We start from the raw sequence: 15,640 nt of genomic DNA, 5'->3' as shown, positions 1-15,640 counted from the left end.
TAGAAAACGGAAATTGAAATTGCTGAGAGCTTTATTACCAATTGTGAATTTTTTCGCTCAGCAACCACATCAGTCTCCAGGAGCACAGACAGCGACCAGAAGAGTGGTTTTCTATTGGCTAAGCCAGGCGATCGCTTCTCGAATCCAGGCATCGGGTTCAGAATTTTTTGCCAAGCTAGTATTTTGCCCTACGGCTTGCAGCGCTTGCATAATCTCGTCGCTGGTGTAGCCCAAAGCCAGCAGCGTCATTTCTACATCTTCCTGAATTTCCGGCGTGGGGCCAGCCGAGGGCAAGCTGGACAACCCTGCATGTTGCCGCCACTCGGCTAGCTTCGTTTTTAGTTCTAAGGCAATGCGTTCTGCGGTTTTGGCTCCCACACCAGGGGTACGCGCTAAAGCTTTGGTATTGCCAGAAACGATCGCCTGCACTAAGTCTTGCAGCCCCATTTTGTCTAGAAGCGCTACGGCGAGCTGAGGGCCAATACCGCTGACGCTGACCAGTTGCCGAAACAAATCCCGCTCAGCGGCGGTGCCAAAGCCAAACAAAATCATTTGATCTTCTCGCACCTGTAAATGCGTGAAGATCTGGACAGGCTCTCCTAAGTCCGGTAATTGTTGAATTAAGCGGGGGACCACTTGGATGTCGTATCCCACCTGATTCACGTCTAGGGTGAGAGTAACCCGATTGCTGGGATTTTTTTGGATGCTGGCGACGGTGCCCTTGAGATAACCAATCATCGTTTAGCAAAAGTTTAGAGAAAGCCGAAGTAGTTCAGACCTTCCAGAATACCGCCCGCACAGTGAGCTTTGGCTAAGTAGTGGTGCTCGAATGGATTGGCTTCGTGCCACGCCAACATTTCCGGTTGGGCATTACCGACAATAATCCCCCGCTCCTTCTCCACCGAGAACAAAGCACAATCATTGCCAGAATCGCCACACACCACAGTTTGGGCAGAGTCAATCCCCCAGGTTTGCCGCAAAAATGCCATTGCCATGCCTTTGTCCGCTTGGCGAGGCAAAATATCAAAGTCTTTGCCACTGCTGTAAATCAGCTTCACTTCTAAGCCACGTCCCTTTAACAAAGCTTCGATTTGCGGTAAAACTTCAACGGCGGCTTTCTCCGTCAAGAAATAACTCACCTTGAAGGGACGCTGTTCTGGCTCAGGCTGAGGCACTAAATCGGCAAAATGTGCCCCTGTTGCTATCACCACCGCTCGATCCCACTGATGCGAAAGTTTATCTGACCAAGTCGCATCTGGGGTTTCACGGCCCTTGTAGTAAATTTCGGTGCCTACTGCCACAACCAGGGCATCTGGCTCTAGCAATTGCTGTTCGGCTTTGAGTTCTTGGTAAGACGACAGCGATCGCCCGGTACTATAAACAATTTTGGTGCCATGCTCTTGGCGATGCTGGGCTAGCTTTTGGTTCAACACTTGGAGGGCGGCGGCATCTCCTACTAGAGTATTGTCCAGGTCGGTTACAAATAGAAATTGCGTCACAGCTTCTTTACGCTCCGGTCACTCCATGAAAAGTTTAAGGGGAGCTTGCTGGAAATCGCTTCCTCTTCAGGAAGAATCATGATTGGAAGGCTGCGATCGCTCAAACCATTTGGAACAAGCCTAAATCTCGTCAATAGATGTCCTTAAAATGGGAGATTCTAAGCTGGGATGAAGCTGCAATATTGCAAGAAGTAGTGAGCAACGACCTACGATCGCTCGATGGCTGATGGTGCTTTTGCGATCGCTGAGATTGGCTTGACTTAGATTTAATTAGCAGGAGAGAGTCCCATCAATTCGCGATTTCCTTGGCTGCCCCAGTTCAACGCCCAAGTTTGGATTCTGGTCTTTGGTCGATTGCTCTCTCAAGTGGGCAGCGGTTTTACCCTATTTTACGCCCCTATTTTTTTTGTCAATCAAGTGCATTTGTCGGCAGCAGCTGTTGGTTTGGGTTTAGGTAGCGCCTCCATTTCTGGTGTTTTAGGGCGACTTGCGAGTGGCTCTTTGAGTGACTCTCCACAGTTCGGCAGGCGACGAACCTTGCTGCTGTCGGCGCTGGTTTCAGCGATCGCTTCTTTTGTCTTGGCTGCAACCACCAACTTCCCTATTTTTGTCATTGGCAATCTGCTGATGGGGCTAGGCTTGGGCCTGTACTGGCCTGCCACCGAAGCGGTCGTGGCCGATCTGACCACTCCAGACCAACGCAATGAAGCTTACGCCTTGACTCGGTTGGCTGATAGCTTGGGCTTAGGTTTGGGCGTGATACTTGGAGGAGTTTTGATTAGTGCTACGGGTGCTTATCGCACGTTATTTATCCTGGATGGCATTTCCTTTGTGGTCTTCTTGGGTGTGGTTTATGTGGCGATCGCTGAAACCGTTAAACCCAAAAACGAGCCTCAGCAGTGGCTAAAAGGTTGGAGTGTAGCTCTACGCGATCGCGCTTTGCTGGTCTATGCGTTGGTCAATATTCTGTTCACCACCTATGTCTCCCAAATCCAAAGCACGATGCCGCTGTACTTTAGCAACTTCGTCTCAGTCGGCAATACGGGCCAAGGGTTTGCTCCGAAAGAAATTAGCGCTTTGTTTACGGCCCACTTAGTTTTATCTGTGCTCTGCCAACTTCCTGCTGCTCGTTGGCTGAATCGTTTTAGCCGTCCCCATGCCTTGATGATTTCGGCTCTGATTTGGGCGGTCGGCTTTGTGTTGGTGTGGGCTACAGGTGCCGCAGCTAACGGCCAATGGTTCTGGGCTGGGTTGAGTTTGGCAGTTTTGGCGATCGCTAATGTGGCATACACGCCTGCCGCTTCTTCACTGGTAGTGGATCTAGCTCCAGAATCCCTACGGGGCGTGTATCTCTCAATTAATTCGCAATGCTGGGCGATCGGCTATTTTATCGGCCCTCCCTTGGGCGGTTGGGCACTGGATCAGTCCAAGTTTGTGGCTTACAGTTTTTGGTTGGGCTTGGCTTTAAGCATTGGCGTTGCTCTGTTGATTCTGCAATATCTGCAACGAATCATGCCTCGCCCTTCATAGCAAAATATAGGGTGTGTAAGCGTCAGAATACGCACCTTGACTGTTGGGGACTGTGCATTATGGCTGCGCCTAACACACCCTACGTGTTTGGTGAATTGAGAGAGGATTTAGCGGCGGCGTTCTTGCAGTTTGCGGTATACGGCTTTGATGTCTACTTTGTGGTGGGCTAGGGCTACTAGGGTGTGATAGAACAAATCAGCTACTTCTCCGGCGATCGCTTCAGCATCGTCATCCTTAAAGGCCATCACCACTTCTGCCGATTCTTCACCGATTTTCTTGAGAATTTTGTTGTCGCCACCCGCCAAGAGTTTGCAGGTGTAGGAGTCGGGGCTGGGGTTGTCGCGGCGATCGCTAATCACACTAAACACTTGGGACAGCGTATCGGCGGGCGGCGGCGTGATGCCACCATCGACTTGATGGAAGCAACTGCGCTCTCCGGTGTGGCAAGCAATATCGCCAATTTGCTCCACGCTGACCAACAACGCATCACTATCGCAGTCATAGCGCAGCGATCGCACCTTTTGGGTATGACCAGAAGTTTCACCTTTATGCCAAAACTCAGCGCGAGAACGGCTCCAAAAACAGGTTTCGCCCGTTTCTAGGGTTTTCTGCAAGGACTCCCGATTCATCCAAGCCATCATCAAGACCGTGCCATCCAGGTAGTCTTGGATGATGGCGGGCACTAATCCCTGCTCGTTGTAGCGAATTTGGTCTATAGGGATAGCTTGACGAAAGGCAGTTGATTCAGGAGCAGACATAACTTCAGAAATCTCAGCGGAGGTTGGCGCAACGTTAACCCGTCTAAGATATCATCGCGCGATCGCGACCGAACTTCTAGTTCCAGCAAAATGTTGGGCGATCGTTACAGAAACAGCTTGCATGCACTTCCTAATTCGTAGCGAAGGAAGTCATGCGGCTCCTAGAAATGGGATAATTGACTAGCATAGCTTCTGGCCGCACAGTTCACGCCTGTCCAGCGGTGGATATTGAACCAGTACAAAGTCTTTGGGTTGGAGGGAGCAGCTTTCCACTCTCTAGCTCTACACCCGTGGAAACTCCAGTTTTAGGTCAGACTTTAAAGTTAAGAAAAACATCAGGAGAGAACCTTGGTTGTCACGACACTTAAAACCACTAAGTCAGAGGAAATTTTCGCAGCTGCTCAAAAACTAATGCCAGGAGGCGTTAGCTCTCCAGTGCGTGCCTTCAAATCTGTGGGTGGTCAGCCCATCGTTTTCGATCGCGTCCAAGGAGCCTACGCTTGGGACGTAGATGGCAACCAATACATTGACTATGTGGGTAGCTGGGGGCCAGCCATTTGTGGGCATTCCCACCCTGAAGTCAACAAAGCCCTGCACGAAGTCCTAGAGAAAGGCACTAGCTTCGGTGCTCCCTCAGCACTAGAAAATATTCTGGCTGAAATGGTGATTGATGCCGTTCCCAGCGTGGAAATGGTGCGCTTCGTCAACTCTGGTACCGAAGCTTGCATGTCCGTGTTGCGCTTGATGCGGGCTTTCACCGGACGGGAGAAGATCGTTAAGTTTGAAGGCTGCTACCACGGCCACGCCGATATGTTCTTGGTCAAGGCGGGTTCGGGTGTTGCGACCCTTGGCTTACCTGACTCTCCGGGTGTCCCTAAGTCCACCACTGCCAACACCTTGACGGCTCCCTACAACGACCTTGATGCTGTTAAAGCCCTATTCGCCGAGAATCCTGACCAAATCGCTGGCGTCATTCTAGAGCCTGTCGTCGGCAATGCGGGTTTCATTCCTCCCGATGCGGGTTTCTTAGCGGGTTTACGCGAAATCACTCAAGAGCACGGTGCCTTGCTCGTGTTCGACGAAGTTATGACTGGCTTCCGGATTTCCTACGGCGGCGCTCAGCAAAAATTCGGCATCACTCCCGACCTGACCACAATGGGTAAGGTAATTGGCGGTGGTCTACCAGTGGGTGCTTATGGCGGTCGTCGCGACATTATGGCGATGGTTGCGCCTTCTGGCCCTATGTACCAAGCTGGCACCCTTTCTGGTAACCCCTTGGCAATGACCGCTGGCATCAAAACTTTGGAGTTGCTGCGTCAACCTGGCAGTTACGAGCATCTCGATCGCGTCACCAAGAAGCTGGTGGAAGGTCTGCTGCAAATTGCTCAAGAAACAGGTCATGCAGCTTGCGGTGGCAGCATCAGCGGTATGTTCGGCTTCTTCTTTACCGAAGGCCCTGTTCACAATTACGAAGATGCCAAGAAGTGCGACCTCACCAAGTTCAGCCGTTTCCATCGCGGCATGCTAGAGCGGGGCGTTTACTTAGCACCTTCGCAATTTGAAGCAGGCTTTACTTCTTTGGCGCACACCGATGCTGATATCGATCGCACCTTGGAAGCAGCACGAGATGTACTGTCTAGCCTTTAAGATGGCGTTAAACTGTAGCGATTTTTAAGTGCGATCGCATATTCATGAAAAAACCCGCTAGTCTTGGCACCAGCGGGTTCTTTTTGTAGGAATTGCTCGAGTTTGAGTCCTAGTTGCAATCGCAACCTGTATGACCACAACCTTCTCCATTAGAGTGCCCACTTGCACAAGCATCACTGCAATAGTATTTGCCATCTTTTTGCACTGCTTGCTCGTTGGGAGAAACAATACACAGGCAGGAATCGCAGGCACACTTCATTTGGGACACAGCAGTCATAGAATTTACCTTTACTAGTTCTAAGCTACTTTAACAGATGAACATATATTCAGATATTGGCTGAAAGATAGAAATTTGGGGCGATCGCTTGATGTGATGAGTTCCTAAGCGCTGCGATCGCTGTTCTCAGACGAACTCTTTTCAGGGAGGAACTGCCGCAAAATCTCGCTCGGTTTACGGTCCCAAGTATCGATGTGCTCGTAGATCAACCCTTTGGGCGTGAGCTTATAGGTTGAGTAGCCGTTGAAGAAAATATTGGCGTTCCAAGGTACTCGCAATTTACCCCGTACTGTCCAGGTTGCTAGCACCACATCAGAAGCAGGGTGTGAGACGTCGTGTAAATCAAAAAAGAGTTCGGTAAAAAAGAGTTGCCCGTGAAATCGTAGAGTCCAGAAAATGATGCGGTAGTTGAACTTACCCTTAAACCGATTTACTGGATCTTGGAACAAGATGTCTTGAGTGTAGATGTTGTAGGAAATGTCTCGCTCAAACAAAGTCGGCAAATCATTTCTCAACGTTTGCATTACCTGCTCTACCTGAGCTTGATACTCCTGCGTCTGCAATCTGTTTCCCTCTCCTCAACAACTCTTATTCAACCTATGGTGCAACCTCTAGGGTGTCCGCTGCCTCAACCTGGGTTTCAAAGGTGGAATTACCCGCTACCACTCGTAGCCTACCTTGTTTCCAACCTAGAGAAATCGGACCGTTCCCTTCTGTCGGTTTGTAGAGATCAAAGTGCTGTTCCCAGTCGTAAACCGCGCCATTACGGACTACGGTTGGTAACTCATTTTGGGGATTGTGCCTTAGCTCTAGAGTTTCTCCAGTAACCCCTCGCAACTGGACCGTTCCTTGGGGCAAACGGCTCAAATTCAATTGGCTCTTATTTTTGACGGCTTGCTTAAATTGTTGGTAATGACCGTGAGTTGCAGGTTCCCCGACTTCTAAGGTGAAGCCTGTATAAGCACTATCGCCTGGTACAGACTTCAGCGTGCGTTCTTGCCGATAAAGCTCAGCGGTTTTTTTGTTCGCGATCGGCACTTCCTCGTAAGGCTGAAGATTAATCGGAGAAACGGCTAGCCAGGTATTTTCAAATTGGAAAAACCAAACGCCATCTTCAACCTCTGCTTTGGCAGATTTGGGCACTTGAAAGAAAAACGGTGTATCTGAAGCAGGACGCAACCAAATCATCAGATTGCGGTACTGACCGATTTGGTCGCCCCGATTCTTGCCAGGCTGCACGCGATCGCCATCCGTATTTGCCACAAAATAATCCACGCCGCGTTGAGAGTTCTGTGCCATTAACTTGAACGGCCCCACATCGCCATCTTTAAAGGAAGACACCACGCTTCCTAGTTGATAGGTTTGGCCGAAGAAAGTGGTTTCCCAATAAGCAGGTTGGTCAGATCGACCAGGTTTCCAATTTTCGTAAGTAGGATGCGTGATCAGCAATTCTTTCGGTTTAGCAAACTGTTTCCGGGCTAGATTCACCACGGCCTCAGGAGGACGGTAAGCGCTAGTGATTACATGAATTGAGTCCCGCTCTGGTTCAGGATTACGGAGAGTGGCATCTCCGAAGTACAGCCACAGTAACCTAGCCGCGCTAGAGCCAAACACCACATTTCCTTTGCCATAATCTCGCTTGCTGGGTCCACCAAATCCGCCGTGGTAGTACTTCACAGCTCCAGTAGCCGAGAGCCAATCCAAAGCTGCCTTGGCCAATTGTTTGACTTCTGTATCTTTGGCAAAATCATAGAGATTCAGGTACGCTGCCAATGTGTGGCCGTGATAATTCTCTGAGTCCCACTCTCCCATGCCAATGTGGTAAAGAGCCGAAACATAGCGATGCAGCTTTTGCTTGTATAAGCGACGCACGGTCTCATTACCCGTCTCTTCTGCCATTAAGTACACAGAAATTTCGCGCATGGCTCGGAGATTGTCAGTGTTGCGGTTATCTACCCAACTACCCCGCACCTCTGGACCCCAACCTTGCTTGCTGTCATCGCCTTTGCCATAAATGGGATGTGGGCGACGATTTGGGTCTTGCTTGGTCCAGTTCTTAGCACCCTCAAGCATTCGCTGTTTGTAAGCAGGATCGAGAAATTGACCAAACAGAAAATATTTTCGCATCTGGCCTTTCAGCGTGAAGGAATAGTAATAGTCAATGCCTGCCGTGTGCTGGTTATCTTTGGCTTGCTTGTCTTCGCTTTGTAAAAAGGCGATCGCTGGGTCTCGATTTCCCGCCAAAAAATCGAACATGGCGTAAGGGTAAGACCGCTTCTCGTTTTCGCCTTTATTGTTGCCGTACTTCTTCCCTTGATAAAAAGCAATGACCTGTTGGGCTCGCTGCTGGAATTCCTGCTCCCACTCTGACGGCCAAGGATTCCGCAGCCGACGCTCAACTGGAATGGGCTGGATGGGCAAACCGCTATTCTCAGCCGCTACTAGTTTTGTTGTTCCTGGTGCAGGCGTAGCATTGAGAGTCAGCTCAGATACTTTAGAACCAACTGTGGAAGGACTGACAGTTGGGGGCGTAGTCGCCCGACAAGCCAACCCTCCCAAAGCAAGTGAGGCGATCGCTATCCAGGATGAAACCTTACTCAGCCCTTTCATCTATCCTCTAGCCCGCAAAACTGCCATTATCTTGGCACGGTCTCCAGGTTGATGCGAAGAGCGATCGCCCCTTACTTACGCTTACTTAAATAATGATCAGTGCAATTAAGAGCGCCGTTAGCAGCGTCATCAACATCAGAGACAGATCGTTGTCTGACTTAGAAGGCGCTGACTTGGACAAATCGCGCTTGAAGTCGCAAGATAAGCACAGATAAAGATCGCTGGTGCGCTGAACTACTGCTTTCTTGCTGCACTTGGGGCATTCGAGAGCTTGCACTTGCATCGTTGCTGTCCCCTCCATAAATTCAGTGCTTACATAGAGAACCAATCAGCGATCGCTCAATTACGGAGGAGACGTAAAGTTTCTAAAAAGCAATCTCCAATTCTTAGGTATTAGTTTATACAGCAAAACTTGACTTAAGGATGGCTAATAGTATCAAGTTACTTTCCTAGCTTGCTTCGCGATCGAGCATGAGAAAAATTCTTTTTCTTATGTATTTATACGGTAACAAAGCTGTACAATATGCCCTTAGAGTTCAGCTAAACTTCACGCCAAAGTCAAGCTGCTATAGCTTGGCCCAGATTAAAGTTCCCTGTGTTTCAGCCTGAGTCAAATTTTGTTTCCTGTTGCTCGCTCATGCCATTGCTACATGATTTAACCGCGTTCGGCGATCGCTTCACTCTTGTCGGTCCTGATAAGAGATTGAGGCTGTCTGAACCAAAATCTGCTGGTTTTTGCGCCTGATTGCAGAGCGAACTTGAGCTATCTGACTAGGCTAGATGAAATTGAGTCGTCGTTGACTGTGAACTATTACAGGGTGCTTCGAAGATTATGATTTCAATGACTGTTCTACTGGTGACTACGTTAGCCACTACCTATCTTTTAGTTGGTTGTGGTAGACCTGTTTGAAACTGTTGCTGTCGTTAAGCTGCGCTAGCTCTCTGACCTAAACGCCTAGCGCCTAACTGATTCAGCCTAAATAAAAAACCTCACCCAGTTAAAGCATGGGTGAGGTTACTAAAATTAGAAGTGGAGCTGAGCGGAATCGAACCGCTGTCCGCAACGGGTATTGACCCCCCGATCGTTCACAGGTTTAGCTTCTCTAATCCTCGAAGCGGGAACTGTCCTTTATCCCGGACAATGGGATGCTCTGGTAAAGTCTTTGCTAACCAGTCAACCAGAGGTAACTAGCTAACGCATCCGTTGGGGGTTTGTCTGTAATCCTTAACGGAGTCGAACTACAGACGCTCGAACCTATGAGAGGTTTTTAGGCAACAGCAGCTGCTTTACGAGCAAAGGGTACGATGTTGTTCGCATGTACTTGTTTTGAGCCATTGATTTGCGAGAGGTGACTCACTCTCGACCTGCATCACGAAGCAGCTTTCGCCATCACGTCGAAACCAGTGCAGCCCCATGCTTGGATCTCTAATTATAGTTCATTTATTTCAAAATGTGTTGAATAGCAGCTTATTTCACTTAAGGGCTGACTGAAACGGCTGCTTCTAACCAGTTCGCCAGCCCAAGGTAACAAAGTAGTGGATATGACTTCGAGTTAGTTAAGATATCAGGTCTAGAACACGCTACTCTGTAAACAACCGTGTGCTCGGCTTCGTTTAGTCAACCGTCTTAAGGTCTAGCCAAAAACTCAGAAGTTCTTGAAATCCAAAACTTCTTTGGGTTTTTGGGTGGGCGCTTCTATTCTTTAGCCCTACAGGTCATCTTCTACCAATGTTGCAGTCGTCTTTTGATTCTGACCAGAACAGCCATAAGTCATTTGAGCTAACGGGTGCTCGGCCTCACTACAATCCCGATCGCCCTGGTCAAGTGGAGCATATCTTTTTAGATCTCGCTCTCGACATTCCTAACCAGTCCTACCAAGGCACTTGCACCATTCGCCTCAATCCAATTTGCAACGGCATCGATCGCCTGACTCTGGATGCAGTGAACTTAAACATTCAGTCGGTGAAAATTGCCGCGATTGAGCAAGCCTTTGAAACCGATGGAGAACAACTGCACATCCAGTTGCAGCAACCGACTGAAGCAGGGAAGCCCTTGGAGTTAGCGATCGCCTACAGCGTCGAAAAACCCCAGCGAGGTCTCTACTTTATTCAACCAGATAAGCATTATCCTAATAAACCTGTTCAGGTCTGGACCCAAGGCGAAGATGAAGACTCTCGCTTCTGGTTTCCTTGCTTTGACTATCCAGGCCAATTGACTAGCTCTGAAATTCGAGTCCGGGTGCCGAAGCACTTAACGGCAATTTCCAACGGCGAGCTGATCAACACTGAGGTTGAGGGCGACACCAAGATTTATCACTGGTTGCAACAGCAGGTGCATCCGACTTATTTAATGACCTTAGCAATCGGAGACTTTGCCGAGATTCGCGATGAGTGGCAAGGAAAACCCGTTCCTTATTACGTCGAAAAAAGCCGAGAAGCCGATGCCCGCCGCAGCATGGGCAAAACTCCCCGAATGATGGAGTTTCTCAGCCAGAAGTATGGCTATCCCTATCCTTTTCCGAAGTACGCTCAGGTCTGCGTCGATGACTTCATTTTCGGCGGCATGGAAAATACTTCCACCACGCTGTTGACCGATCGCTGCCTGTTGGATGAACGAGCCGCGCTAGATAACCGCAGCACCGAAAGTTTGGTCTGCCACGAACTGGCCCACCAGTGGTTTGGGGATTTGGTGGTAATCAAGCACTGGTCTCATGCTTGGTTAAAAGAAGGTATGGCTTCTTACTCGGAAGTGATGTGGACTGAAGAGGAATACGGAGCCGAAGAAGCGGCTTACTATCGCCTTGGTGAAGCTCGCAACTATATCGCTGAAGATACTGCCCGTTACCGTCGCCCTATTGTCACCCACGTCTACCGAGAAGCGATCGAGCTTTACGATCGCCACCTCTACGAAAAAGGAGCTTGTGTCTACCACATGATCCGGGCGGAGTTGGGGGATGACTTGTTTTGGAAAGCGATCGCCACCTTCGTCAACGACAACGCCCACCAAACTGTAGAAACCATCGATTTACTACGGGCGATCGAGAAAGCGACGGGACGCAACTTGCTATTTCTCTTCGATCAATATGTGTTTCGCGGTGGACATCCCGACTACAAAGTGGGTTACGCCTGGGATGGCGATAGCAAGTTAGCCAAAATCACCATCACTCAAACCCAAGCGAAGAGTAGTGATAACGGCAGTCGGAACGAGCTGTTTGATCTCAAATTGCCGATTGCATTTGGGTATGTAGAAGGTGAGGAAAAGAGCTTCAAAACCTTCACGGTGCGAGTCCATGAGCGGGAACAGACGTTCTACTTCCCCCTAGAAGAGAAGCCCCAGTTCATCAGCTTTGACCAAGGCAATCACGTCCTCAAAACTGTTTCACTGGAATACCCCGTCGCTGAACTTAAAGCTCAGCTTCAGCATGATCCTGACCCCATTTCCCGCATTTATGCTGCCGAGGCTTTAGCCAAGAAAGGTGGCTTGGAAGCAGTGAAGGCACTGTCGGATGCTCTAAAACGCGATCGCTTTTGGGGAGTCCGAGCAGAAATTGCTAAGCAACTAGCAGACGTCAAACTAGACCAGGCCTTTGCAGGCCTGGTCACAGGGCTAAAGGATGAAGTTGCCCAGGTCCGTCGAGCCGTCGTTGAAGCGTTAGCTAGCATCAAGACTTCCGAGAGCTATAAAGCCCTAAAACCAATCGTTGAAAAAGGCGACCCCAGCTACTACGTTGAAGCCGCTGCCATTCGGGCGATTGGTGGGATTGCTGCTTCTAACCTGCATGAAAAACCTAAGGATGACAAGGTGCTGAAGCTGCTGAAAACAGTTCTAGCAGAACGCTCAGGCTGGAATGAGGTCGTGCGATCCGGGGCGATCGCGGGACTGAGCCAGATGAAAACTTCAGAAGCAGCTTTGAATTTGATCTTAGAGTACACCGCTCCTGGAATCCCCCAATCGTTACGTCTCGCCGCAATCCGGGCATTAGGGGGCATTTCTTCTGGTCAAACCAACGTGAATTTGTCACGGATCTTAGAGCGTCTTAGTGAGTTGTCACGGGAAACTTTCTTCCTGACTCAGGTGGCGGTAGCTGCGGCTCTAGGGCAGATGGAAACGCTCAAAGCAATTCCCATCCTCCAATCTCTTGCCGATCAGACTCCTGACGGTCGCGTGCGTCGCATTGCTGAAGAAGCAGTCCAAAGAGTTCAGAAGCACGCTGGCTCCGATAAAGCTGTGAAGCAACTACGCGAAGAGCTAGATCAGATGAAAAAGGAGAACCAAGATCTGAAGAGTCGCTTAGAAGCTTTGGAAGCCAAAGCTAAGTAGCCTGACTGAAGCAAAGCTTGATGGGCTATACAGCCCTTTATAAGAGTTAGAAGCTAGAACCTAGGAGCCAGAATTCGGAGGAACTACGGATCGGCTGGCTCCTGCGTCCTCAGATTCCAAACCAATCCTTTATGTAAAGGTGACGGTTCCTTACGAAATCTTGAAGCTGTGGTACGGATAGTTTTGGTGAGTTCGGGAATTCTGAAATAAGCAGGCTCATGCGTCATGGAGCTTTGCCAAACCCACCTCGACCAGAGCGCCTGATTATGACCCTACCTTCTATCCCTGTCGATTCTCAACAAGACTATCAACACGAGTATGCTCAAATCTTAGTAGAGATTCAGCAAGCTGCTAAAGCGCTATTCGGCCAAGAAATTAATCAGCAGGAAGCAGATTTTGAGTTCCGAGCAGCGGCTCGAATTTTAATGGGACGAGTTACTTGTTTTAACTTGCAGCATATTAAGGAAGTTGCAATCGAGCTTTTAGGAGCCTAAGGTTTATCACTTCGTCCTAGCGTGCTCACTTCCTTACTGCAATTATAGATAAATCAAATTTTTACCCTCCCGTTTAAGGAGGGTAAATTGTTTTATGACAAGCGATCGCCCTTAATTATGTAATTTATCGAGCGCTCTGTCTTTGCATCAGACGTTGACTTCTCAATTTCCAGATGGCAAGCGATCTCTTAGCTTGCTGCTTTTTCAAGCTGCGAAACTGCTGCTGTAGCTGCCTCACATTTGCAGCTTGACCTCCATAGCGCCAGCCCACATAGGCATGTGAGATCGCCGCAATCGTTTGACTATACTCTGGCGAGGGGTGGCTGTACCATTGCTGAGCATATTCCAGAGGAGTCTGGGCGGGTCGTTTGTGAAACCCTTGGGTTGCCAACCAAGCCAGCATTTGCTGGTATAGGCTTTCCATCGGCGGTAGTTTGGCCAGCCAGCGTTGATAGCGCCAATTTCGCCAACCTGTCCAACCCAACCAACCTAGAAAAGCCAGCCCAACGGATACAATCAGTCCTGTAAACAGGCCCAGCCATCCTTTGGAAAAGAGACCTAGAAACCAACCGATTGTTCGAGCCAAGATGGTCGCGATCGCGTTAAACAAACCACTGAGAATACCAGTTACCGGAGACGGTAACCAACCCGCTACCCACTGCCAAAACTTCCGCAGCACACTAAAAGTTTGATTTTCTTCCACAGAAGGGGGAATCAGTTCATGCCCAGGAATGGGGTCAAACGCAAACCAGCCATACTTGGGAAAGTAAACCTCCGTCATGGCATAAGCATCAGTGTTGCGAACTACGTACAACCCAGTGAAAGGATTAAATTCCCCTGGGGCAAACCCAGTTACCAAACGCGCAGGTATCCCGACCGATCGCAACATGACGGTGAGCACAGTTGAAAAATGATCTGGGTAGCCGCCTTCAAAGCGAAAGAGAAACGCTTCGACTAAGTCGTCGTTATCTTCCAGAAAAGCCAAGTCGGGCTGGATCGTATAGTGCTGCTTCAAGTACTGAGCCAAATAAAGCGCTTGCTCAGAAGGGCTAGTGAGCGGATTTGGAGCAGTGGCTAAAATCTCCTGTGTCTTCTGCCGCACCTTGGCTGCAATTTCGGGTGGAACTTGAAGATAGTTTTTCCGGATCGCCTCCGGATAGTCGGTGGCAGCCTTGCTTAGCAACGTTCGGTTGCGGTAAGGCACTTCCGAAATTACCGTGTAAGTAAAACCTTCTACTAAGGCTAAGGGCGATCGCAAGCTGCCTTCTGGATCTACAGCAACCTGACGAGTTGGGAAGTAGAGTTCCTTGGCCCAAGCCATCGCTGGAATCACGTTTGGCAGTTCTTCCGCCACGATCGTATAAGTCTGAACTACTTCCTTGTCTTTGCCCAAAACAATGGGCCGAGGGAGGAAAAATTGATAAGACCAACTAGAGCGGTTTATCGTCTCTGCTTGGTCATTACGCGAAATTTCCCATCCTTGTCCGGTGTAGCGATCGAAGGCAACTACGCGCCAAAAACCCTCTGCTTGCGATCGCACCCGCATCAAAACTTGCGACTTCATTTGTCCGCGCAGGTTTTGGTTGATTTGGGTGTCAAAACCGTAGTAGTAGGTTTCGTCTAGCTTGCCCTTCCCTCGGCCTTGCCCCCGTTGTCCCGCTTCAGCACCAGATCCTTCTCCTTCACCTTCCTCGCCGCCGCCGCGTCCCCCCCGCACATAACCAGGGTTCAGAATCCGACTCGTGTCAAATTTCCCTTGGAAGTCTACGGGCGCGCTGACCGGAAACGTCCGCAATTGGTAGCCAGGTAGCCTAGGTAGAAAAGCAAAAATGATCAGTCCCAGACTGACCACAACTAGCAGGAAAATACCCAAACGCTTGGGAGCTAGGTCAGCACCGCGGAGTTTCCAGCCTTGGAATACCAATCCCAAACGAGAGCGGTAATCTAAAACCAGAACAGGTAAGGCAATCGCCACAAATACGAGCAAAAATGGCCCAAATGCTAGCGTTTGGCTGAGCGTGCCCGCCACGCCTAGCAGAATCAGACCAATCACCATCGAGTAGCCTAAGTCTTTACGGCGAGGCAGGTCAAAGCTATGCAGGACTTGAAGTTGAATTAATAACTGAGCCAACGCTAAACGAGTATCGTTCAGCTCGCCAAATAGACGCACAAAAAAAGCCAGTAGCGTCACTAACATGCCAATGGCTAAGCAGAATTTTGTCGGAATATTGCGATCGCGGCGACGGTACCAGCTCCAAGTGGCCCCCAACAAACTCAACGGAATCGCCCAATAACTGGTAATCGGCCATTCTGCCACTGCATCCTTGGCCGCGATATCGGTTGCGATAATTCCCACCGCTACCAGTACCTGCACAAGTACTCGTAGTAGGATCGAGTCCTCCACCTCAAAGCTTGGCAGTGATTCCAAACGTTGTTGTAGCTGCCGCCAAACAGGGATGCCTCGCCGTTGCCGTACCCCAGGTGAGTTAGACATAGATTTATAC

General features: G+C 49.6%; 13 protein-coding genes and 1 other RNA gene. 5 read left to right on the top strand and 9 right to left on the bottom strand.

Annotated features, from left to right (window positions below; genetic code table 11):
- Positions 1-111: 111 nt before the first annotated feature.
- On the bottom strand, positions 112-738 hold the full coding sequence (gene ruvA / locus H6F68_RS14215) for a Holliday junction branch migration protein RuvA (protein ID WP_190559909.1): 627 nt from the start codon (positions 736-738) through the stop codon (positions 112-114).
- Between the two features lie 14 nt (positions 739-752).
- Complete coding sequence (locus H6F68_RS14210; protein WP_190559907.1) at positions 753-1,499, bottom strand: sucrose-phosphate phosphatase; 747 nt, start codon at positions 1,497-1,499, stop codon at positions 753-755.
- A 288-nt stretch (positions 1,500-1,787) separates the two neighbouring features.
- Between H6F68_RS14210 and H6F68_RS14205 the strand changes: the two genes are divergently transcribed.
- A complete protein-coding gene (locus tag H6F68_RS14205) occupies positions 1,788-3,029 on the top strand; it encodes an MFS transporter (RefSeq protein ID WP_190560130.1) in 1,242 nt (413 codons plus the stop codon).
- 107 nt (positions 3,030-3,136) lie between these two features.
- Here H6F68_RS14205 and hisIE read toward each other — a convergent pair whose 3' ends face one another.
- Entirely contained in the window at positions 3,137-3,787 is a 651-nt protein-coding gene (gene hisIE, locus H6F68_RS14200) for a bifunctional phosphoribosyl-AMP cyclohydrolase/phosphoribosyl-ATP diphosphatase HisIE (protein WP_190559904.1), read from the bottom strand.
- Positions 3,788-4,135: 348 nt separating this feature from the next.
- Between hisIE and hemL the strand changes: the two genes are divergently transcribed.
- The gene (hemL, locus tag H6F68_RS14195) at positions 4,136-5,434 is read left to right on the top strand and encodes a glutamate-1-semialdehyde 2,1-aminomutase (RefSeq protein ID WP_190559902.1); all 1,299 of its coding nucleotides are present in this window, start codon (positions 4,136-4,138) and stop codon (positions 5,432-5,434) included.
- A gap of 109 nt (positions 5,435-5,543) precedes the next feature.
- Here the strand turns inward: hemL and H6F68_RS14190 are convergent, their stop codons facing one another.
- From H6F68_RS14190 to H6F68_RS14180, 3 genes are all read right to left on the bottom strand, one after another.
- Entirely contained in the window at positions 5,544-5,693 is a 150-nt protein-coding gene (locus tag H6F68_RS14190; protein WP_313930136.1) for a metallothionein, read from the bottom strand.
- A gap of 122 nt (positions 5,694-5,815) precedes the next feature.
- Positions 5,816-6,274, bottom strand: coding sequence for a DUF2358 domain-containing protein (locus H6F68_RS14185; RefSeq protein ID WP_242065502.1), 459 nt, complete (start codon positions 6,272-6,274; stop codon positions 5,816-5,818).
- Positions 6,275-6,308: 34 nt separating this feature from the next.
- Positions 6,309-8,132: a hypothetical protein gene (locus H6F68_RS14180; RefSeq protein WP_206755528.1), complete on the bottom strand. Its 1,824-nt coding sequence runs from the start codon at positions 8,130-8,132 to the stop codon at positions 6,309-6,311.
- On the opposite strand from H6F68_RS14180, the gene H6F68_RS28715 reads away from it, so the two are divergent.
- Positions 8,125-8,373 carry a hypothetical protein gene (locus H6F68_RS28715; RefSeq protein WP_206755527.1) on the top strand — a complete coding sequence of 83 codons (249 nt, stop codon included), beginning with the start codon at positions 8,125-8,127 and terminating at the stop codon, positions 8,371-8,373. The genes H6F68_RS14180 and H6F68_RS28715 overlap by 8 nt on opposite strands.
- A 33-nt stretch (positions 8,374-8,406) precedes the next feature.
- Here H6F68_RS28715 and H6F68_RS14175 read toward each other — a convergent pair whose 3' ends face one another.
- Both H6F68_RS14175 and ssrA read right to left on the bottom strand, forming a co-directional pair.
- The gene (locus H6F68_RS14175) at positions 8,407-8,604 is read right to left on the bottom strand and encodes a hypothetical protein (RefSeq protein ID WP_190553566.1); all 198 of its coding nucleotides are present in this window, start codon (positions 8,602-8,604) and stop codon (positions 8,407-8,409) included.
- A 745-nt stretch (positions 8,605-9,349) separates the two neighbouring features.
- Positions 9,350-9,735, bottom strand: a transfer-messenger RNA (tmRNA) gene (gene ssrA / locus H6F68_RS14170).
- Between the two features lie 315 nt (positions 9,736-10,050).
- Here ssrA and H6F68_RS14165 point away from each other — a divergent pair.
- Both H6F68_RS14165 and H6F68_RS14160 read left to right on the top strand, forming a co-directional pair.
- Positions 10,051-12,642, top strand: a complete 2,592-nt coding sequence (locus H6F68_RS14165; protein WP_190559897.1) for a M1 family metallopeptidase — start codon at positions 10,051-10,053, stop codon at positions 12,640-12,642.
- A 218-nt stretch (positions 12,643-12,860) separates the two neighbouring features.
- The gene (locus tag H6F68_RS14160) at positions 12,861-13,136 is read left to right on the top strand and encodes a hypothetical protein (RefSeq protein ID WP_190559895.1); all 276 of its coding nucleotides are present in this window, start codon (positions 12,861-12,863) and stop codon (positions 13,134-13,136) included.
- A gap of 124 nt (positions 13,137-13,260) precedes the next feature.
- Here the strand turns inward: H6F68_RS14160 and H6F68_RS14155 are convergent, their stop codons facing one another.
- The gene (locus tag H6F68_RS14155) at positions 13,261-15,630 is read right to left on the bottom strand and encodes a DUF3488 and DUF4129 domain-containing transglutaminase family protein (protein WP_190559893.1); all 2,370 of its coding nucleotides are present in this window, start codon (positions 15,628-15,630) and stop codon (positions 13,261-13,263) included.
- Between the last annotated feature and the right edge of the window lie 10 nt (positions 15,631-15,640).

The organism is Trichocoleus sp. FACHB-262 (assembly GCF_014696035.1).
Classification (GTDB): domain Bacteria; phylum Cyanobacteriota; class Cyanobacteriia; order FACHB-46; family FACHB-46; genus Trichocoleus.
Note: the sequence above shows the minus strand (reverse complement) of the source record. Positions and strands in the feature narration are given on the sequence as shown.